Source organism: Niallia endozanthoxylica, from assembly GCF_008710145.1.
GTDB classification, from domain to species: Bacteria; Bacillota; Bacilli; order Bacillales; family Cytobacillaceae; genus Bacillus_BD; species Bacillus_BD endozanthoxylica.
In genome coordinates this window covers 34,481-55,456 of record NZ_VYKL01000009.1, presented here as the reverse complement: position 1 = coordinate 55,456, position 20,976 = coordinate 34,481, and the positions used below count along the sequence as shown (strand labels likewise).

The 20,976-nt window shown below is 39.1% G+C and carries 19 protein-coding genes, 1 other RNA gene and 1 other annotated feature; of the genes, 2 read left to right on the top strand and 18 right to left on the bottom strand.

What is annotated here, in order from left to right; translation table 11 throughout:
- Nucleotides 1–233 precede the first annotated feature (233 nt).
- Both F4V44_RS03475 and F4V44_RS03470 read left to right on the top strand, forming a co-directional pair.
- Nucleotides 234–2,162 carry a serine-rich family protein gene (locus F4V44_RS03475; protein ID WP_150438600.1) on the top strand — a complete coding sequence of 643 codons (1,929 nt, stop codon included), beginning with the start codon at nucleotides 234–236 and terminating at the stop codon, nucleotides 2,160–2,162.
- Between the two features lie 92 nt (nucleotides 2,163–2,254).
- A complete protein-coding gene (locus F4V44_RS03470; RefSeq protein ID WP_150438599.1) occupies nucleotides 2,255–2,782 on the top strand; it encodes a hypothetical protein in 528 nt (175 codons plus the stop codon).
- Between the two features lie 65 nt (nucleotides 2,783–2,847).
- Here F4V44_RS03470 and F4V44_RS03465 read toward each other — a convergent pair whose 3' ends face one another.
- From F4V44_RS03465 to F4V44_RS03380, 18 genes are all read right to left on the bottom strand, one after another.
- Complete coding sequence (locus F4V44_RS03465; protein WP_150438598.1) at nucleotides 2,848–3,696, bottom strand: sialate O-acetylesterase; 849 nt, start codon at nucleotides 3,694–3,696, stop codon at nucleotides 2,848–2,850.
- A gap of 219 nt (nucleotides 3,697–3,915) precedes the next feature.
- On the bottom strand, nucleotides 3,916–5,028 hold the full coding sequence (locus F4V44_RS03460; RefSeq protein ID WP_150438597.1) for a DUF4179 domain-containing protein: 1,113 nt from the start codon (nucleotides 5,026–5,028) through the stop codon (nucleotides 3,916–3,918).
- Nucleotides 5,025–5,591 carry a sigma-70 family RNA polymerase sigma factor gene (locus F4V44_RS03455; protein WP_150438596.1) on the bottom strand — a complete coding sequence of 189 codons (567 nt, stop codon included), beginning with the start codon at nucleotides 5,589–5,591 and terminating at the stop codon, nucleotides 5,025–5,027. Before F4V44_RS03455 ends, F4V44_RS03460 begins: the two co-directional genes overlap by 4 nt.
- Before the next feature lie 504 nt (nucleotides 5,592–6,095).
- Complete coding sequence (gene tyrS, locus F4V44_RS03450) at nucleotides 6,096–7,310, bottom strand: tyrosine--tRNA ligase (RefSeq protein WP_150438595.1); 1,215 nt, start codon at nucleotides 7,308–7,310, stop codon at nucleotides 6,096–6,098.
- Nucleotides 7,311–7,398: 88 nt separating this feature from the next.
- Nucleotides 7,399–7,651: a binding site (T-box leader), on the bottom strand.
- 201 nt (nucleotides 7,652–7,852) lie between these two features.
- Nucleotides 7,853–8,207, bottom strand: a transfer-messenger RNA (tmRNA) gene (ssrA, locus tag F4V44_RS03445).
- A gap of 209 nt (nucleotides 8,208–8,416) precedes the next feature.
- Nucleotides 8,417–8,965: a DUF6155 family protein gene (locus F4V44_RS03440; RefSeq protein ID WP_223881779.1), complete on the bottom strand. Its 549-nt coding sequence runs from the start codon at nucleotides 8,963–8,965 to the stop codon at nucleotides 8,417–8,419.
- A gap of 123 nt (nucleotides 8,966–9,088) precedes the next feature.
- Entirely contained in the window at nucleotides 9,089–9,883 is a 795-nt protein-coding gene (gene fdhD, locus F4V44_RS03435; protein ID WP_150438594.1) for a formate dehydrogenase accessory sulfurtransferase FdhD, read from the bottom strand.
- 19 nt (nucleotides 9,884–9,902) lie between these two features.
- On the bottom strand, nucleotides 9,903–10,265 hold the full coding sequence (locus tag F4V44_RS03430; RefSeq protein ID WP_150438593.1) for a DUF2294 domain-containing protein: 363 nt from the start codon (nucleotides 10,263–10,265) through the stop codon (nucleotides 9,903–9,905).
- 93 nt (nucleotides 10,266–10,358) lie between these two features.
- On the bottom strand, nucleotides 10,359–10,838 hold the full coding sequence (locus tag F4V44_RS03425) for a DUF1641 domain-containing protein (protein WP_150438592.1): 480 nt from the start codon (nucleotides 10,836–10,838) through the stop codon (nucleotides 10,359–10,361).
- On the bottom strand, nucleotides 10,838–13,816 hold the full coding sequence (gene fdhF / locus F4V44_RS03420) for a formate dehydrogenase subunit alpha (RefSeq protein WP_150438591.1): 2,979 nt from the start codon (nucleotides 13,814–13,816) through the stop codon (nucleotides 10,838–10,840). Before fdhF ends, F4V44_RS03425 begins: the two co-directional genes overlap by 1 nt.
- A gap of 303 nt (nucleotides 13,817–14,119) precedes the next feature.
- Entirely contained in the window at nucleotides 14,120–14,935 is an 816-nt protein-coding gene (locus F4V44_RS03415; protein ID WP_150438590.1) for a formate/nitrite transporter family protein, read from the bottom strand.
- Between the two features lie 617 nt (nucleotides 14,936–15,552).
- Entirely contained in the window at nucleotides 15,553–16,266 is a 714-nt protein-coding gene (locus tag F4V44_RS03410; RefSeq protein ID WP_150438609.1) for a HoxN/HupN/NixA family nickel/cobalt transporter, read from the bottom strand.
- Nucleotides 16,267–16,328: 62 nt separating this feature from the next.
- Nucleotides 16,329–17,153: an urease accessory protein UreD gene (locus F4V44_RS03405; RefSeq protein ID WP_150438589.1), complete on the bottom strand. Its 825-nt coding sequence runs from the start codon at nucleotides 17,151–17,153 to the stop codon at nucleotides 16,329–16,331.
- 1 nt (nucleotide 17,154) lies between these two features.
- On the bottom strand, nucleotides 17,155–17,766 hold the full coding sequence (ureG, locus tag F4V44_RS03400) for an urease accessory protein UreG (RefSeq protein ID WP_150438588.1): 612 nt from the start codon (nucleotides 17,764–17,766) through the stop codon (nucleotides 17,155–17,157).
- A 17-nt stretch (nucleotides 17,767–17,783) separates the two neighbouring features.
- Complete coding sequence (locus tag F4V44_RS03395) at nucleotides 17,784–18,470, bottom strand: urease accessory protein UreF (protein WP_150438587.1); 687 nt, start codon at nucleotides 18,468–18,470, stop codon at nucleotides 17,784–17,786.
- Nucleotides 18,463–18,918: an urease accessory protein UreE gene (gene ureE / locus F4V44_RS03390; protein ID WP_150438586.1), complete on the bottom strand. Its 456-nt coding sequence runs from the start codon at nucleotides 18,916–18,918 to the stop codon at nucleotides 18,463–18,465. Before ureE ends, F4V44_RS03395 begins: the two co-directional genes overlap by 8 nt.
- 9 nt (nucleotides 18,919–18,927) lie before the next feature.
- On the bottom strand, nucleotides 18,928–20,640 hold the full coding sequence (gene ureC / locus F4V44_RS03385; protein ID WP_150438585.1) for an urease subunit alpha: 1,713 nt from the start codon (nucleotides 20,638–20,640) through the stop codon (nucleotides 18,928–18,930).
- Nucleotides 20,640–20,960, bottom strand: a complete 321-nt coding sequence (locus F4V44_RS03380; RefSeq protein WP_150438584.1) for an urease subunit beta — start codon at nucleotides 20,958–20,960, stop codon at nucleotides 20,640–20,642. The genes ureC and F4V44_RS03380 overlap by 1 nt, the downstream gene beginning before the upstream one ends.
- Between the last annotated feature and the right edge of the window lie 16 nt (nucleotides 20,961–20,976).

The following is a 20,976-nucleotide window of genomic DNA, read 5'->3' as shown; positions in this document are numbered from 1 at the left end:
GAAAATAAACACATGTAAATAGATTAGAGATGTTTGTAAAATTAGTTAATCTCATGTGAAAACACGTTAAGAATTGTTAAATTAAACCAATAGAGGAATATTGAGTAAAAAAGGGAAAAATAGAGAAAAATGAATTTTCAAAAGCAAAATTGCCAGAATTCGAGATTTTCTTATGATTCCTAAAAGAACGTATACTACACCTGCAACGAAAATTATGCATTTTTGGAGGTAGGATGAACAAGATGGATAAGAAAATGAAAGAAGTAAAAAACGTATTAAACATGAAGAAAATTGTTAGTACAGGATTACTTGTCGGTACTTTATTCGCCTCAACCTCTGCTTTTGCTGCAGAACCAAATGTGGACCAGCGTCAAGAAGTGACAAAATATAGTTTCCAAGACAGAGTCAACAAAGGTTCTAATTCTTATCAAGATCAATCAGACGACGATTTTGCAAGTGTATTGCAATCCATTCAAGCTAAGAAAGCTGCTCAAAAACAACGTGTATCTGCATGGGCAGAACAAAAATCCTCCGCAACGGGCCATTCACTAGCACAAACACAAGCATCTGATAGCTTCTCCACACTTGAACAAAGTGGAAATAACGAAGAAAATGAACAAGACCAAGCCATCGATATGGTAGAACAACAAGCCCAAACAAGTAACGGAAACGACATGATTCAAGACCAATTATCACACAACGAAAATGGTCAACTTCAACATACAAACGGTACAAAGAACAGTCAACTGCAAGATATTTATAGTGAAATCAATCAAATGAAAGCAGGTATCGGCTCTCGACTCAGTCAAATCCAAGACTCCTATAAATATAATGTACAAAACCAAGGGAGTGGCGGAAATGAAAATATACAGGATCAATTCGCATACAATGATACAGATTCTAACCAAAGTGCAGATAGTAATCTAATTGATCAACTTCAAGGTTCTTACGACACGAATATCCAAAATCAAGATACGATCGGAGAGGGTAACTATCCTTACCAGGACATCTACAATGGAACAACTCAAAACCAAGAGGCTAATGGCAACGGAATGACTCAAAATCAACTGGCAGATAATCTTTCAGAGCAAATCGCTGGTGTTGATGGAGACGAGAACGATGCGGACCAATATTCTGCCCATTTCAATAACCAGAAGCAAACTGGAGATATTGAAAATGTTCACCAAGGTCAAACTTTAACAAACACGACAGGTCAAGGTGCGATTATAGAAGGAAATGGAAATTACATCATTGAAGATGCTGAAACAGATACCATTCAAACACAGGAAGGAATTCTCGGTGCCTATCAATCTCAGGATTCATCCCATGATGCCGAGCAAAGTGGTACAGTAATTGGCGACCATATTGAACTTGATCAAATCGTATATGGTGAAGCAGCTCAAGACCAATTTGGAGCAGATGAAGCCGTTCAAAACCAGGGTTCTAGCCTTACAAATGGACAAGGCGCCTATGTAACGGGCGAAAATGTGAATGCAGCTCAAGATTCTGTTACCAATGCAGAGCAGACTCAAATGGGTGCCACGAATACTGTTCAAGACCAACATACAGTGTCTGAAGGTACACAATTAGCTGTTGTAGATAGCGAAAATGCTGCAGCTGAGCAATACCATTACAATGATGTTGTACAAGATCAAACAGGCTTTGAAGGAAGCGTACAAGATCAAGATTCAGCTGTATCCGTTGAACAAGGAGCTGCGGTAGCAGGTGCAGCTAATGATACCTACCAAGATATGATAGCTATTACAGAGCAAACGCAAGTAGGTGACACTGAATCTGAGCAATATCAAGGGTCTACCAATCAATCCAAACAAGTAACAAACAAGAACGGTCTAAATAACGACGGAGTACAAGAAAACTCTAACACTACAGCACAGGTTCAAGCAGGAGCCGGTGATGTACAAGCTCAAAATTCAGCAGCTGTCACTGATCAAACAACTAATTCTACTGGTGATAACCATACAGTTACACAAACAAGTACAAATGATACCACTCAAACACAAACGGCTGGAGATGCTGTAGAAGCTAATCAAAGCCAAGTCTCTGATATTACAACCACACAATCTGCTGTTTCAGAAGGCGACAACATTAGCCAAAGTCAATCATCAAGCTTTACTGTTGTTCAAGGACAATCTGCAAACTAATTAAAGAGAAAACGATGCTCAAACCTGCTCCATCTGGAACTTGCTGGATGGAGCCTTCTTATTCATATTAGACACATCTGGGAGGTTAAGCGATGCTAAAAAAAGTAGTTGGATCCTTTATCCTTGCTTCCGCTTTAAGTATTAGTTTTGCTAGTGCAGACAGCGAGGCAAGCGAATGGAATCAATCCTCCATCCTAGTCGAACAAACGAATAGCGGCTGGGAAAAAATACTGGAAATCAAAAGAGATAAAATGAATGAGGTGACAAGTGAAATCAATGGAACGGCAAATTCTATCCAAAGACATTCCGTCCATTTGAAAAGCTATCAGCTTCAAAATGGATATTCAGTTGGTCCAGCCTCTGCCACACAAAAAAGTGAAACGACCCTTGATGTAGATAGCGAATTGACAAACCATACAACAGAACTAAAACAAACTAGTAAAGGTTCAGGTATGATTGAACAATCATCAGCTACTACAAATGCCGCTCGTTTGCTGCAATCTCAAAGCAGTACAACCGCTGTTTATCATTTTCAAGCAGCAATTGAAGGCGGCCCTTCGATTCAAAACCAAATAGTACAAACCCATGCCTTTCAATTTTCTTCCGTTATTGAAAGATAGGCTCCATCCATATGTACAAAAAGACCACTACCCTTCTATTAAAGAGTAGAAGGATGTGGTCTTTATTACTTACTTTCATTAATAGTGGAAACATTAACAGAAAACTCCTCAAAACTCAATTGTCCTAAGGCAAACTTCGTACTTTGAACAAATATACGTTCCTTTTTCGTTAATTCACGTGTTGCTTCCTTTTCCATCCATGCATCCTCTATATCCAAACTATCTAACACATGCTTTTGTTTTGAAAAAGCTTCATAGTATCGTAATCCAAATTTTCTTTGGGAGATCGCATCAATATGAATGCCATCTGGATTTGCCGTTAAGCCTTTTGCTGTGACAAAATAGCAATTTTCTTCGGTATGAGCCACTTTAGATAAGATCTGGTTTATTTGTTTATATTCTACAGCGCTTTTTCCAAATCCTACTTCTCCAAGGAAATGTCCCAACTCACCGATAATAATCGGGATATTTGGTGCATTCAATTCTTCTCTCAAGTGTTTAAATAATGAAAGCAATTTATCTTCATACGTCTGATAACGTTCTCCGTAACTGTCGCTTTCGCCTTGATGCCACAGAATTCCCACTAGTTCACTTGTTTCCATAGCAAATTTGGCTTCAGAAATCGCATGTCTTGTTAATGGTCCATCCATTGCCCACTCATCCATAGAGCTTCCTCCCTCGGCACATGGTATAAGCCCAATGGACTCTCCCGGATGGTCCTCTGTCCAAGCCTGAGCAAAAGAGGCTGCCGGCCCAACACCAGCTACGTGACGATCGAAATGAAGTGGTTCTGCCATCATTTGCCATCTGCCATTTCGCAACATATGTATGTACTCATTATAAATTGGCGGTACATCCTCCATAAATCCTCTGCCTGCCATATTTGATTGTCCGATTAATAATATCGACTTCATAGAAAAACCTTCTTTCTTTGTTTGCAAAGATTTAATTAGACTAAATAAATCTAATATTATAGCTTAATTACACTTTTTTTCAAGTCGATTCTGTCTTATTCAACTCAATCGCCCTTCAAAGCAAAAAAGCGCAATCCTTATAAGAGGAATGCGCCCTTTTGCTGAACAACACTAAAATAACTGGCCTTTGTAAATAAGCCAGTTATTTCATAGATGACGTTATTTCTCTAATTCAATAACAATATCCTCTAATACAAATTCTTCTCTCCCCTTACCAGGCTTCGTTGGAATAGGAATTTCCCTATGTTCACCATTGTCGGTAATTTCGACTGAACCAAAATTTTCAGAAGTATACTCTCTTAAGGTGATGTATGGGGTTATGATGAGCTTCGTTGCCTTCTCGTCTAATTTTTCGAATGTTTTACTCCAACGAATATTATATCCTTCACTATCACCTGTTCCTCCGTTACCTTCACCTGAATAACTATTTCCTAAGTCATCTTTCACTTCTATCTCGACATCTACTCCGTGCCATTTGTTTCTTATCTCTTCGGAAACCACTTGATCATAATAAACAATAAAGGACATGGGTGTGATAGATATTTCTCCAACATTTACTTGTACTCCATTCCGCTCTACGCTATGATCACTTAATTGTTGCGTATTGCTTTCCGTTGCATCTAGCCCAAGGGCAAAGTTCCATTTTCCTTTAATTTCTTCCTGTTTTTCTGGAATGGTTATACTTTCTATCTTCCATTTTATTTTTACTGTATCTTCATTCGTAAGATTCATGCTACTAGCTGTAATAAGACCCACATAATGATTTTCATCTACTTTTGAAATGGTAGAACTGCCTGCCTGCCCTGTTGACCCCTTTATGTCTAGGTGTCCAAGAATGATCGGATCATTTCCTAAATCTTGATCACTTTCGATTGAATATGTTATTGAAACTGTTTTCCCATCATAAATTGCGTCATTAATTGTAACGGTGATCCCCTTACTTTCTTCTGTCATGTTTATCTCAGTGGAATATTCCTTGTAATCATCATAAAGGCCAGTTCTTCCATTATCCAAAAATCTAAAAATATCTCCTATGACAGGAATATTGCCAGCATAAGCAGGAAACGATAATCCAAAAGCTGAGACTGATAAGCCGATGATAATGGCTGATGCAACAACGTTTCTTTTCCAGCCCTTTATTTTTTTCTTCTCATTTAATGATTTTTTTAAAGCCTTTTTTACTTTAGTCTTTTCAAATTCACTTACTTCCATTTCCTCAAATTCATTTTCATCTATGTCTATATCATTTAATAATTCATAAATATCCTTCACAATATACTACCTCCTAGATTAAGATTCGCAGCTTTGTTATTTAGTTTCTTTCTCCCTCTATAAATTCGATTATCTATCGCAGAATTGGTTAACCCTAGTTTTTTAGATATATCCTCGGTTTTTAAACCTAGAAAGAATTTCATGATAAAAATATCTCGATCCACAGGCTCTAATAGATTTATTAACTTGATAAGTTCCGCTTTGTCTTCGATCATAATGAGTTCATCTTCTGCTGATTTTTCAGCATTCAAATCCATATCATTTGAGGTGAATTCCACTTTCTTACTAGCCTTTCTGTAATAATCAATCGCTTTAAACTTAGCAATTGCACAGATCCATTTTTTAAAATCTGCCGAATCTCCATGGAATTTCTTTGAATGGTTCCAGATTGAAAGAAAAATATCATTTATACATTCTTCTATGATTCCATCATTCTCAAGAGGGGAAAGAACTTTATAAGTTATCCCTTTTATTAATGGCAGATATTTATCAACTATAAATTCTAATGCGTCTTCCTTTTGTCGTTGTAATCGCTGTATAAAATTGTTTTCATTCGACTTCATGTACGATTCCCCTTATTTTTTTGTAAAAGCTTTTACACCTTATACAACGTATTAAAAAAGTTTTTCTCTCACATTTAGAATAAATAATTTCGTCAATCTATCATAGTTCCAAAGAGAGACATCATCTACTGAGGATTTCTTTTAAAAAAGCCAATGGGGAGCGATTGTTGAACAAGACAAATAAACAGTCGAATACTTTTTTTAGAAATCGACTGTTTATGCTAAAAATGCCTTAGCGTAGCAAACACATCATGTTAGAGGTATCTTTCTTAGTAAATAAATCTTTAGTTATGCTTGATTCAATATGAAGGAAAAAACAACTCTAAAATATGAGGGTCTCTTGTTCCATTAAATGGCCCGTTCATGCAAAAAGGCGCAGATCCATACTCTGGAAATACACCCGATTGTTGAAGAGCATTTATGTGTCAGTTACCCGTTAGTACAATAAGAAAAAAGAGCGTTAATATTAAAGTACCTAATTAACACTCCCAAAAGATTTCTATATTATTTAATAAAACGTATAAATCGTTTTTTACCCATTTGTAATACGTCTTTATTCATTAAGACACGGTCTAAATCATCTTCATTTATTTTTTCTTTATTGAGCTGTACCCCATTTTGTTTAACTAAACGTATAAATTCACTTTTACTTTTTACGAATCCTTTTTCAATTAGCTGTGGAATGATGGCTTCAACTGTTTCTGCGCCAATTTGTATTAAAATCCCAGGAATATCATCTGGTATTTCTTTTTTGCTAAAAGCCGTTTCAAAATAGGTGATGGCTCTTTTCGTTTCTTCTTCTCCCCAGTATAAACTTGTAATAATTTGAGCCAATTGAAGTTTAATATCTCTTGGATTTACTCCTTTTTCAAGAAGTTGTTTAATATTCTCTATTTCATCTGGATGTTCATCCGTCGCTAACTCAAAGTATTTAATAATTAGGCTATCTGGTACTTCCATAACCTTTTTAAACATGACTTCTGCCGGTTCATTTACTCCAATATAATTTCCAAGACTTTTGCTCATTTTCTCTATACCATCAAGACCTTCAAGCAATGGCATAAAAAGGGCAATTTGCTTTTCTAATCCCCAGTGCTTTTGAAGTGTACGCCCCATGAGAATGTTAAAGGTTTGGTCTGTCCCACCTAATTCAATATCCGCCTGTATCTCTACCGAATCATACGCCTGCATGAGTGGGTAGAAAAATTCATGAATTCCAATTGGTACTTGATTGTTATATCTATTTTGGAAATCATCACGTTCTAATATTCTTGCAACGGATGTGGTTGCTGCTAATTTAATGACTTCCTCAAAAGTTAATTTTGATAGCCACTCACTATTAAAACGGACGATGGTTTTCTCTGAATCTAACACTTTAAAGATTTGTTCACAGTACGTTTTTGCGTTTATTTTAACCTGCTCATCACTTAAAGCTACTCGGCCTTTTGCCTTTCCAGTTGGATCCCCAATACGACCTGTAAAATCACCAATGATAATAACTACTTTATGTCCTAAATCTTGCATTTGTTTTATTTTTCTTAATACAACTGCATGACCTAAATGAATATCAGGGGCAGAAGGGTCAAGTCCTAGTTTAATGGTAAGTGGAGTCTGTGACTGGTATGACTTCTCTAATTTTGCCATTAACTCTTCTTCGTTTACTATTTCTTGAACACCTTTCATGATGATTTTTAATTGTTCTTCAGGTTTTACTAACATACTAACATCTCCTTGGAATATTATTTCTAATATGGCAAGTTCTATAAGAAACAAAGGATAAAAATAAAAAACGCCCTTTTGGATTAACCAAAAGGACGATTCATCTCGTGTTACCACCTTTAATTCATAAGCAACTCACATTGCTTACCTTAGTAAGTACAGTCGTTTGACTTTTACTTAGCACATGATTACGGGTGCTTAACCGGTGTAGCCTACTAAGTGATTACTTTTCGGTACACAGCTCCAAGATGTATTCACAATCGTTCAACATGCACCTCTCATCAACCGGTCACTTTCTGTCTGTTTACATGATTGCTACTCTTTCTTATCATAGCCTTTGTTCTTATACTCCGAAATGTTTGAAACAAATCTTCGTTATGCAGATATTAATGTTATCGATTCTATCTATGTTATTTAAATTTGTCAATATAGTAGATTTCTATTCCAGAATATGGCCTAAAATAAAAGGAACCATAAAGTTTCCAAATGGAAATTTTATGGTTCCTATCATAGATGTTAGATTAACCACCGTTGATTATGTATGGTGGAGACGGTGGGAGTCGAACCCACGTCCAAGAATATCGGCACTTAAGCTTCTACGAGTGTAGTCGATATATTCGCACTTTCGCCGCTCCTTATGCCTATCGACGGGCGCCCGGGCTCGGCTAGTCTGATTATTCTCTTCCTTCATCCTCAGACGGTAGAATCCGGCGTATCCTGCTAAATTTGAGTCCGCTACCTTACCACGCAGGCAATGGAAGGGCGAACAGCTGACTTAATTAGGCAGCTAAAAGTTGTTTTTGATTGCCAGTTATAGGCTTTGACGTTTTAACGAGGTCGATCCCCTCGACTCGCAACCTAAGCTCGAACTACCCCTGTCGAATCCGTAGCGTCCCCTTCATAAGAAAACCGCCGATAAACTAAAAGATCGAATCGGTTCGCGCAAGTTTCGCGCTGACGTTCGGATGGCTCAAAGGCCGAGCAAAGATTAGTGATCAGCTCTTGCTGACATGTATCATCATAACATAATTTATGCTGTTTTCCATTGTAAGTTACTGGGAAACAATTGGATGTATCCATTCGATAAGCAAGATTTCACCTTTCTTTTACCACTCCTCATCATCCTCTTCATCATGAACCCAGCCGATGGAGTAGTACGATTCATGGATTGCCTCGGAGAAAGCCCAATCACAATCATCCAGCATAGATAGGACTTCTTGTATTCGATTTGATAAGTCATTGTATAATTCCTCATCGTTATCACACTCTGTAGCAACTTGGTCAAACATTTTCACCATACTGGAATAAAAGCTTTCTGAAAAGTATCCAAATGAAGTAGTGTATTCAACACCTTGCTCCACATACAAAAGCATAAGGTCAGCGGTTCTTTTTATATCATTTGTTGCCTTTTGGAAATCAGTTATTTCTTTTTTTATTTCTGCCAGGCGGAGCGCTCGATCTGAAGAAAATTGTTTTTCTATTTTGTTTTTGACCTTTTGATACAAGCCTTCAATTGCAACATCCCCCAAAAATTTACTAGATAAATAATTTTGGACCTCTTTACTAGACTTGAACATCTCAACAATTAGTTCAATTAACTCTTTTTGTTCATATTCCTTCAACTGCTTCTTTAAATCTGTTATTTTAATTTTCACGGCTATCCTCCTATCTACTTGAAACCTACAAAACTTCATTTTATTATATCAAAAAGATACAAGGGAAGGTTCTGCCGTTTCATTATTCTCCATTAATGAAACGGCAGAACCTCCCCCTTTATTTCATATGATAATGCGTTCAGGATTGGTATAGATATTTAATGTTTTGTTGCGGATAAAGCCAACTGTGGTAATACCAAGTTCGTTTGCTAAGCGTAATGCTAGTTCCGTTGGTGCAGATTTTGAAAGAACAATCCCGCATTTAATTTTTGCTGCCTTTAATAATATTTCTGAGGAAATTCGGCCGCTGAATACAATGACTTTATCCTCTATTGAAATCGAATGTTTCAGACAATAGCCATAAATTTTATCCAATGCATTATGCCTGCCAATGTCTGACCTGGCGACAATTATGCCATTCTCATCACATAGGGCTGCATTATGAACACCCCCCGTATTTTGAAAAATGGTTGATGATTTCTGCAAGTTCTCCATGAGGTGAAAGCAATCTTGAATCGAAAGCACTTTATTTTTTGTTTCAATCGGCTTGACCGTTCTTGCGTCATTATAAAAGTAAAAACTCTGACGGCTCTTTCCACAGCACGATGTCACATACCGCTTGGAGTGGAACATTTCATTCAATTTATTCACTCGATGTGTCGTAACAATTGCCTTTCCTATGGTTTCAACCACTTGTATCTCCTTTATATCCTCATAGGAGCTAATAATGCCCTCTGACGCCAAAAATCCGACTACGAGTTCCTCGATAGATTGTGGACTGCATACTAAGGTCGCAAATTCTTGGCCATTTAACATGATGGTAACCGGAAACTCGGTGACGATGACATCCTCAACCAATTGAACTTCTCCATTTTCAAAACGCAACACTTGATTGGTTACGAGCATGTGCTGATCCATGGCCCTTGTCCCCCTTTTCTCATTTGGCTTTTAGATCAACTGATTCATCGAATACAAAAACAGTCATCGCAATATCTTCCTCAATATTAATATCTGAAAAAAGCCGCAGCACCTTCGCCCCAATTAATGCTTCGAACTTTTCAATGACCTCTGGCTTCTTATAGATTTCCTTGACCATTTTAGTCCGGGCCTCATGTACCATTTGCTTCCCTTGTTCAGAGTTAATCATAAACTTTTCAACATTCGTCAGATTCCCTTTCATTTCACTAATGGCCCAGTTTCCAACAAAGCGGGTACTGATTTCCTTCGGACCATTTCCAACAAATTCCTTTCTGATTTCCCGAACAAGCATACTAAATTGATGTTCCAAATTTTTTCCCATTGTCTACATCCCCTTGTCTGCATCTCAAAATGGTTGCGAACCATATATGGAAATCCATTCGTTCGGTCAAAAACAAATGGATTTCCTGACCTTTTATTCCTTTAAACCTTCACCAACACCCTTTAGGAGATTTAAACCGAATCCAATGACACGATTCAAATCCGGATCCTTCAAGGCCTTCATTAAGTCTAGTATTCCAACTTTTGAATTCGATTGAAGCCCTTGTTCTGCTTTTTCCAATCCTTTTTTCACACTTCCCATTAACTTCTTTGTCATCTCAGGATCTAGCTCCGTTAATACTCCGCCAGCAGCCATCGCATTATTAATGATGTTCGTCACTGGCTCACGTGTCATTTGTCCAACGGCAATTTTTGCCACTTCCTCTTTTGTTTTGACAAGACTGTTGATGGCCTCTAAAATGCCGCTGTTGTGAAGTTCCTGCAATAGGTAGAGGGTATCTAGCAGGGAATCTTTATTTTCTGCCACCTCAAAGAGAAGACTCTCCAAGGATTGCTTCTTTTTTTCCTCTTCACTAAGCTCGACTTTTTTTATCATTTGAATCGGTTTAGCCATTACGCATTCCTCCTATCATACAAACCAGGTGTTATATGTTCATTAACACTTGCGATAGGAACATAGTCGCCGCGTTCCCATTTTCGGTAAATTTCAAGACCCATTTGCGGTGTACGTATCGCATTCCGTGGGTTGAATTTCGGAAGTGGATTTTCTCCCTCTACTTCAAGCACTTCCATTCGAACTTTCGTTTGCTTATAGGCAGGTGTGTGTGTCACGACATCCACTGCGCCCCCTGTCAGTAGGTTCACTGCGCTGTCGTGGCTTGCTGAGTGCATCGGTACATAGACGGTTTTGCCTTCCATACGGTCTGTCACTAGTACAGGAACCCGAATGGCACCATATGGAGAGACGAGTCGGACAAGTGTCCCATCCTTTACACCGCGTTCTTTCGCAAGTTCAGGCGACACTTCAACAAATACCTTTGGAAACTTGTATTGAAGCCCTTCTGATTTATGTGTCAAGTTTCCTTCATGGAAGTGCTCAAGCAAACGGCCATTATCTAGCGACAAATCAAACTCTTTCGGAAATTCCACTGGCGGCACATAGTCAAACAAGCCAAAACGAGCCTTCTTATCAGGGAAGTTAAAACCGTTAAGGTATAGTACTGGAGTATCTGTTCCGTCAGGTGAACCCCAAGTAAAGCTGTTCCAGCCCTCAAGTACATCGTAATTACAATGTGCAAAGAATGGCGTTAAACTTGCCATTTCTGCAAAGATTTCACTTGGATGCTCATAGCCCCAGTTAAAGCCCATGCGATTGGCTACCGCTTGAAGAATCCACCAGTCAGGCTTGCTGTCACCAGTTAGCTCTAATGCCTGGTATAAACGCTGCACACGGCGTTCCGTATTGGTGAATGTCCCTTCTTTTTCAAGCGAAGGTGCGCCCGGTAAAATGACATCTGCAAATTGAGCCGTTGTTGTTAAGAAGATTTCTTGAACCACAAGAAAATCAAGTTTAGAAAGCATGTCTTGTGTATGATTGGAATCAGCATCCACCCATGCCATATCCTCACCGACAATATACATAGCTTTCATTTGACCTTTTTCAATGGCTTCAAGCATTTCAATATTATCGATGCCCGGCTTAGCAGGAAGCGTCACACCATAGACGTTCTCAAACTTTGCACGAATGTCGTCATTCGCTACTGACTGATATCCTGGGAAGATATTTGGCATCGTCCCCATATCTGCTGCACCTTGTACGTTGTTATGACCACGAAGCGGGAACGCACCTGCATTCTTTCGCATCATATTTCCTGTTGCAAGAAGAAGGTTGGCAATGGCAACAGATGTATAAGAACCGGCAACATTTTGGGTAACACCCATCCCCCAGCAAATGGCCGTGCCATCGGCATCACGAATCATTTCAGCCATTTGGATTAAGTTTTCTTTTGAAATACCAGTAAGCTTCTCCGCTTCTTCCAACGTATATGGAGAAATCATTTTGATGAATTCATCATATTGATTCACATGTTGTTGAATGAACGTTTCATCGTGCCATCCTTGATCAATCATGTACTTCGTAACAGCAGATAGCCATACATAATCCGTACCTTGCTTTGGACGGACAAACAAATCCGCACGGTCTGCCATTTCATGTCTGCGCACGTCCACTGTAATTAATTTTTGGCCATGCAGCTTGTGCGCACGCTTAATGCGTGTAGCCAGTACAGGGTGGCCTTCTGCCGGAGCACATCCAACAAGGATCACAAGTCCAGCGCCAGCAATGTCTTTAATGGATCCAGAGTCGCCCCCGATTCCGCCTGTTTGCTGTAAGCCCCAAGAAGCTGGAGATTGGCAATAACGGGAGCAGTTGTCCACGTTGTTTGTGCCAAATACTTGACGGGACAGCTTTTGAACTAAGTAGTTTTCTTCATTCGTCACTTTAGAAGAGGAAATAAATCCTAGTGCATCGCTTCCGTACGTATCTTTAATACCGCCTAATTTTTCTGCAACAAGATCTAATGCCTCTTCCCAGCTTGCTTCCACAAACATATCACCTTTACGAATTAATGGTGAAGTAATTCGCTCTGGTGAATTGACGAAATCCCAGCCGAATTTTCCTTTTACACATGTAGAAACACTGTTTACCGGTGCGTTTTCAGATGGTTCAATTTTTAAGATTTCATGATCTTTTGTCCAAACCTCAAAGGAGCAGCCCACACCGCAGAAAGTACAAACCGTTTTTGTCTTTTTTGTACGAGTATCACGCATGGCTGCCTCTACTTCAGAAACCGCAAAGATGGTTTTGTAATCAGGTTCTACCGCTTTTACAAGATCAATCATCGGTGTAAGTAAGTCATCGTTAATCGATGTCATAAAGCCTGCATTGCCGAGCATAGATTTTTCCATTAATGCATTACAAGGACAAACGGTGACACATTGTCCACACGAAACACACGAAGATTCGTTAATACTTTTTCCGCCATCCCATAACACACGTGGCTGATTACTTTCCCAGTTAATAGTTAATGTTTCATTTACCTGTAAGTCTTGACAGGTTTCAACGCAGCGGCCGCACAAAATGCATTGGTCGGGGTCGTAGCGATAAAACGGATGGGACATATCCACTTCATAACCCTTAGAGCGATGCGGGCGTGATTGATGTTCCACTCCCATCATTTCAGCTGTATTATGGACCCGGCAATTACCGTTGTTATTATCACAGACCGTACAATATAATAAATGATTTTCTAAAATTCGGTCCATCGCTTCGTCTTGCGCCTTCTTCGCTACCTCAGAGGCAGTGAGAATAGTCATTCCATCCTCTATCACAGTTGAACAGGCCCTCATAATACTGCCATTTACCTCACACATACAGGTATCACAACTTTGAACCGGACCTAGGACTTCTGAATAACAAATATGCGGATGCTGAATCTCCTGTGAGAGAAGGTAATCTAAAATACGTGTTCCCTGCTCTACCTCATGAGCGATTCCATTGATTAAAACATTCACTTTTTCCGACAATCTCATTCCCTCCTATTTATCAAAAAAACCCATAAAATAGCTGTTATTCCTTAATCAGTACAGCCGTTTTGTGTGGGGAGAATATCTAAGCATGTTATATACTAGCGATCATACCCGCCATCTCATGTGTAAGGAGCAAGAGATCAAAGCAATCCCTATTACTCGACCTCCATGTTCCTTCACTATTTATCATCATTAACACTATTAATATAGTACTTTTATTTTATGCGAAATGAATAAACCAATCATGATAACAGAGTATTATCACGACCAGCTTCACTACATGAAACATTCTTCATTAAAAATGAATTACACTGCCTTCTTCATTCTTTTATCTACTTGAGATTCAATGTTTCGGATGGATTCTTTAAAAACCATCCAGTACATCAAACCTACGAATACGCCTCCGCCAATCGCATTGCCCATAAACACTGGAACGAAGTTAGAAAAGTAATCGGCCCAACCCAGGCCTCCTGCGAAAATGGACGCAGGGATCACAAACATATTGGCCACAACGTGCTGGAATCCGATAGCAACGAACCCCATGATGGGGAACCAAATCGCTAGTATTTTCCCGCCAATATCTTCTGCACCGTACGCCATCCAAACAGCTAAACATACGAGCCAATTACATCCGATAGCCGAAACGAAAGCTTTAATAAATGTATCATCGATTTTTGCCTGAGCAATCGCGATGGTTTTCGTTAAAAAGGGCCCTGTTTCTGTTAAACCAACCACATGACCAAAGAAATAGGCGACAAATATGGCTCCTGCAAAATTACTTATTAGAATAAGTGACCAATTTCTCCCTAGCTGACCTAAAGTGGCACGCTTGGCCAATATCGCCATCGGCAATGCTAACATATTCCCTGTTAGCAGTTCTCCCCCAGCAATGATAATAAGCATCAGTCCGATTGGAAAAACAGCCCCTCCAAGAAGCGAGCTGAAAGAACCCCACTCCTCTGGCAGATTTCCGATTACACGAATATCTAATAGAAACCCTAATGCGATAAATGCTCCACCTAAAAACCCCAATACCAATGTGTTACGAACTGGCATGACTGCTTTTTTTGCACCAGCCTCTACCACTTGCTGGACAATATGATTTGGACTATTAAATGCCATATTTCATCTCCCTTTATTCACTCTTTTTTTCCTTTTTACCCAAATAAACAGCACCTCTTTATAAAACATAATGTCTATCTGGTTCATGCAACGGTCATTCATTTCTGTCTATAAAAAGCAAAAAACCCACCATAAAGCGGTTTCTATGCAAAAGGATTCGCATAAACCGTTTTATGGTGGGTTAATATCTAAGCATTGTGAAATACCAGAAATCCATCCCGCCACTATAGAACTAGAAAACCAGGATAAAGATGCAACCCTTTGTTACATTCTATCAATGAATTTCTAATTCCTAATTACATTATAAAATAATATCATATTTTCATAGAATTTGTGAATATTTTGTGACACTTTTTTAATTTTAAATTTTATCTGATAAAGATATACGAGGGAGGTTCTGACGTTTCATAATAGCTTATTCTCCATTGATGAAACGTGAGAATACCCCTTGTTTCAAGTAAAAAAGAAACTTGAATAGACAAAAGTAAGCGGCTCTGTATTGGACTGAGCCGCTTACTTTTTCAATAACAAGAGTTCAGATGTATTATTGAGTTTTGTGATAGGAACCTGTGCCAACCCATCCCCATATCCTACTCACGTCTCTATGTATTTAAGGCTTAAACGAAAAGGCTAAATAACCCTTCGTTAATACCTAAGTTATACATATAATATAGACCGAAGATAGTACTAATTGCTCCGGTTGTCATTCCTAATATTCCGCTTATATTGCTGCGCTTTTTGCTTAACACAAATGGAATCCCAATAATGGTTGTAAAGAAAAGCATACCAATAACCGTTCCTGCCCCAAAAATGAAGATATAAATGGCTGCTTCTCCTACACTTTTAACTGTACTCATGGTTAATAGAATCATTGCACCGCTTCCTGCAAGACCATGCACTAAGCCAATCAACATTGAATTTAAATAGGATGCATTCTTGTGCTGGTGTTTATGATCATGTTCACCACTATTTTCATGAGAATGGACATGTTTATGAACATCTCCCTCATGCTGATGCTGATGTACATGGATATTTTTGAAGGAAATAATTGTTTTAACACCAAGATAAACAAGCATTATTCCAACTAAAAATTCTAACGACATCGCCCACTTCTCTGGTATTTCGCCTTTCATAAGAATGACAATAATACCGACTATAAATAATGTTAACGTGTGACCGATTCCCCAAAATACTCCCGCCAAAGATGAGTGCCATAACTTTTTGCTTTTACTTGCGATCGTTGATACAGCAATCACATGGTCTGGTTCTATCGCATGCTTAATTCCTAAAATAAAACCCAGAGCTAAAATTGAGAAAAAAGTAACCTCCATCATGTTTTCTCCCCCGCTTCTTGTGAAAACCCAGCAATTAAAATAATCGCTGGGTTTTCACTCTAATATTTTCTTAAAAAACTCGGTTTTTTGTTAAAGCATTCTTGACTAATCATATGATGGAAGTCCGAAAATATTCTCTCAATATTTTGTGTGGTATTGGCAAATACACGGACGGTAAACCCTGGGATTGGCAGTAAAGATAAACCTATTTTACATGCCTTTGAATAGGAGGAAATAGCCTGGTATAAACGATCAAGAAACTCATGATTTATTTTCTCATTTATAACAACCATTGAACCCAAATGAGAATAGCCTTCCATTAAACCTAGACCATCCATCCCTTGATGAGCTGGATTTAACTTTATATGATCATATACCACCAGCTCCTTTTCCATATAAATTTCATTTAAAAGTTGAAGCATATCGTAGCTGAATTTTTCTCCATTAGGTGACCATCCAGAGGTGATAATATCTGAGTAGAGAAGGGTGCATCCTTTTTCCATATGTATCGTTGTTTTTTGCTTATACCGGGCATCTCGATAACCGATAAGTGGATCAGGAATATATTCTAGATAACTGCCATCCTTCAAATTAAATTCTACCTCTTGATAGGCATATGTCCTAGGTGTCTTATAGATTTTGGTTGCCGATTGAGTGGTTAAGGTGAGCTTCGCTTGTTTTTCTAATCCGACTTTCATTTGATAGCGATCGCCGTCCAAATATCCTCCGCCCGGGTTTAAAAGATAATAGCAGGCTTGACCCGATTCATCATGATAGATGGGACGCATCACTTTAAATGCCCCTTGGAAATACACATTCTTTGGCACGGTCTTTCCATTTCTTTCTTCTGCACCTAAACGCAAAACTCCTGTCCAATCCGTCATCTTACGCCAAACCTTTTAAGAGTGCATCTTTCTTAATCCAGTCAATCACTTCATCAAGACCTGTATGATCTTTTAAATTTGTAAAAACAAACGGTTTGTCCCCGCGGAAAACCTTTGTGTCTGATTCCATCACATCTAAACTTGCCCCAACGAAAGGAGCTAAATCGGTTTTATTGATGATAAACAGATCCGATTTAATCATTCCTTGTCCGCCTTTACGGGGGATTTTTTCCCCTTGGGCAACGTCGATAATATAAATTGAAAAGTCCACAAGTTCAGGACTGAATGTAGCTGCCAGGTTATCGCCGCCACTTTCCACAAAAATAAGCTCAACATCTGGGTGCTTTGCTTTTAATTCATCAATAGCTGCAAAATTCATCGAGGCATCTTCCCGTATGGCCGTATGTGGACATCCGCCTGTTTCGACGCCAATAATGCGATCAGCAGGAAGCACCCCGTTTGTCATTAAGAATTTCGCATCTTCTTTTGTATAAATATCATTTGTCACAACCGCCATACTTATTTCATCCTGCAAGTGACGGGTTAATTTTTCAACTAACATCGTTTTACCTGCCCCAACAGGTCCTCCTACACCAATTTTAATTGGTTCCATTATTAACACTTCCTTTTTCATGACATAAAAATTCGGATATTCACACGTTCATGTCTCATTTGAGATAATTCCAAGCCAGGAGAAACAATCCCAAAATCCTCTTCCTCTAAACTCTGGATTTTTTCTGTTGCTTGAATTAAAGCATCATGGAATTCCTGGATGGTCTTCTGCCCCGCGGTTTGCCCTAAAGGAATAGCACGAACCGCATTTTGAACAAGACTAGAAACGGTAGAATATAAATAATACAAAATGGTCGTTGACTTTGGAACTTCTAGATGATGGCCTACCATCGTAAAAACAATTGCTGGATGACCAAATGATTGCTTTTTATTGATTCGCTCCCGATAAGCCGAAAGAATTGGTATATCATAAAGAGATTCTACGAGGTTTAGCATCCGTTCACCCATTCTTTGAGTTCCTTCTCTCGTTTCACGCGGTAAATTTTGAACCGTTAGCATGCGGTCTACTTTCCACACTCTTTGTAAATCTTCTTTTTCTAATGCTTCATATACAAGGCGAGAAGCAAGCCCATCTGAATAGATGAGCTGCTCATTTACATACGCATGAAGCCATTGTAAAAAGGTTGCTTGATCATGAACTTTATCTTCTTGAATATAGCTCTCAAGGCCGTACGAATGACTAAAAGCCCCTGTGGGGAAATTGGAATCGCATAGTTGGAATAAGGATAAAATATTTTTATTCATGACTATGTCCAATATGGCGAAATGCCTGTTTGACCTTTCTTTCTTCACGTTTGAAAGGAATTTGTAAGTCTTGAAGTAATTCTTCGACAAGATAGTCATACTGAACAAGCATCACATCGTCTTCAAATTGGGCTGGCAGGTGGCGATTCCCTAATTGATGAGCGATGGTTCCCATCTCCTTCAAACTGCGCGGCTGGATTACCAATAAATCATCTGATAAAACATCCACCACGATTAAATTTTTATCATCCATATAGAGAACATCACCAGCCGTCAGGTCGCGTGGTTCTTTTAAACGGATACCAATTTCTTTTCCATGATCGGTTGTCACTCGTTGTATACGTTTCACTAAATGATCGCTTTCAAGATACACTTTTTCAATATGACGTTTGATAATTTCCTCCTTTTCCATTTCTTCCATATTTGTTATGATTTGTTCAACTATCATTTCCTCACCTCAGAATAAGAAATATCGCTGCCCCATTGGTACCCTGTCAACAGGGTCACAAGTAATTAATTCTCCGTTGACTTTTACCTCATAGGTTTGCGGATCAACCGTTATTTCAGGAGTTTCAGAATTCAGTTTCATATCTTTTTTCGTTAATTTCCGAATGCCGCGAACCGGAAGAATCAATTTTTGCAGGCCAAGCTTTTCATGTACGTTATTATCAAAAGCAGCTTGGGAAATAAAGGTAATATTTGTACTGGATAGAGCTTTTCCAAACTGTCCATACATTGGACGAGAAATAACAGGCTGCGGTGTTGGAATCGATGCATTCGCATCTCCCATTAAACCTTCTACAACAAAGCCACTTTTAATCACCATTTCAGGTTTTACACCGAAAAAGGCTGGATGCCAAACGACTAGATCCGCCATTTTCCCTACCTCAATCGATCCAACGTATTCAGAAATACCATGAGTGATAGCAGGGTTAATCGTATATTTGGCAACATAACGCTTGGCTCGGTTATTATCAGCTAGTTCCTGATCTCCCTGCATCATACCTCTTTGTTTTTTCATTTTGTCTGCGGTTTGCCATGTACGTATAATAACTTCGCCAATCCGGCCCATGGCTTGAGCATCCGAGCTTACCATACTGAATACACCCATATCTTGAAGAATATCCTCAGCAGCAATGGTTTCACGTCTAATCCGTGAATCAGCAAAAGCCAGGTCTTCAGGAATAGACGGATTTAAGTGGTGACACACCATTAGCATATCTAAATGCTCATCGATTGTATTAATCGTATAAGGTAAAGTCGGATTAGTAGAGGATGGCAGAACATTCATAAAACCTGCGGATTTGATTAAATCTGGAGCATGACCGCCGCCTGCACCTTCCGTATGATACATGTGAATAACACGGTCTTTAAGTGCTGCCATTGTATTTTCCACAAACCCGGATTCATTTAAGGTATCTGCATGAAGGGCAACCTGTATATCGTACTCTTCCGCCACACTTAATGCATGGTCAAGGGCTGAAGGGGTGGCTCCCCAGTCTTCATGAACTTTCAATCCAATTGCACCAGCACGAACTTGTTCTGCAAGAGGTTCTTTAGAAGCAGCTTGTCCTTTTCCTGTAAATCCAACGTTAATAGGTAATCCTTCGGCAGCTTCAAGCATTCGATGAATATGCCATTCACCTGGAGTTACGGTTGTTGCTTTTGAACCTGCAGCAGGACCTGTTCCTCCTCCAATTAAGGTGGTAAGTCCTGAAGCTAATGCTGTTCTAACCTGTTCCGGATTAATAAAGTGAACATGGGTGTCAATTCCTCCGGCAGTCACAATCTTCCCTTCACCTGCAATAATTTCAGTGCCTGCTCCAATGACAATATCCACTTTATCCATGACTAACGGGTTTCCAGCCTTTCCAATTCCGGCAATTTTCCCGTCACGAATTCCAATGTCTGCTTTATAAATACCCGTGTAGTCCAAGATAACAGCATTTGTAATGACGACATCTGCCATTCCTTCGCCTCTCGTAACTAAAGGATGCTGACCCATTCCATCGCGAATCACCTTTCCGCCGCCAAATACAACCTCATCACCATATGATGTATAGTCCTTCTCTACTTGAATGATGATGTCTGTATCTGCTAAACGAATCGAATCCCCTGTAGTTGGACCATACATTTGAGCGTATTGCCTTCTTGACATCCTGAAACTCATTATTTACCCCCCTTTTCTAATGGCCCATCCACTTTATTATTAAAACCAAACACACGACGTTCCCCAGCGAAAGGGATCAGTTCAATTTCTTTTTCATCGCCAGGTTCGAAACGAACAGCAGCCCCCGCTGGAATGTCCAGACGTTTTCCGAATGCTTCCTCTCGATTGAACTGAAGGGCTTCATTCACTTCATAAAAATGAAAATGTGAACCTACCTGAACTGGACGATCACCTGTATTAGTTACAGTTAGTTGATTGGCCGTTCTTCCTGCATTACAAATGATGTCTTCCTCTTTTAAAATTAGTTGTCCCGGTTCCATTTACCTAACTCCTATC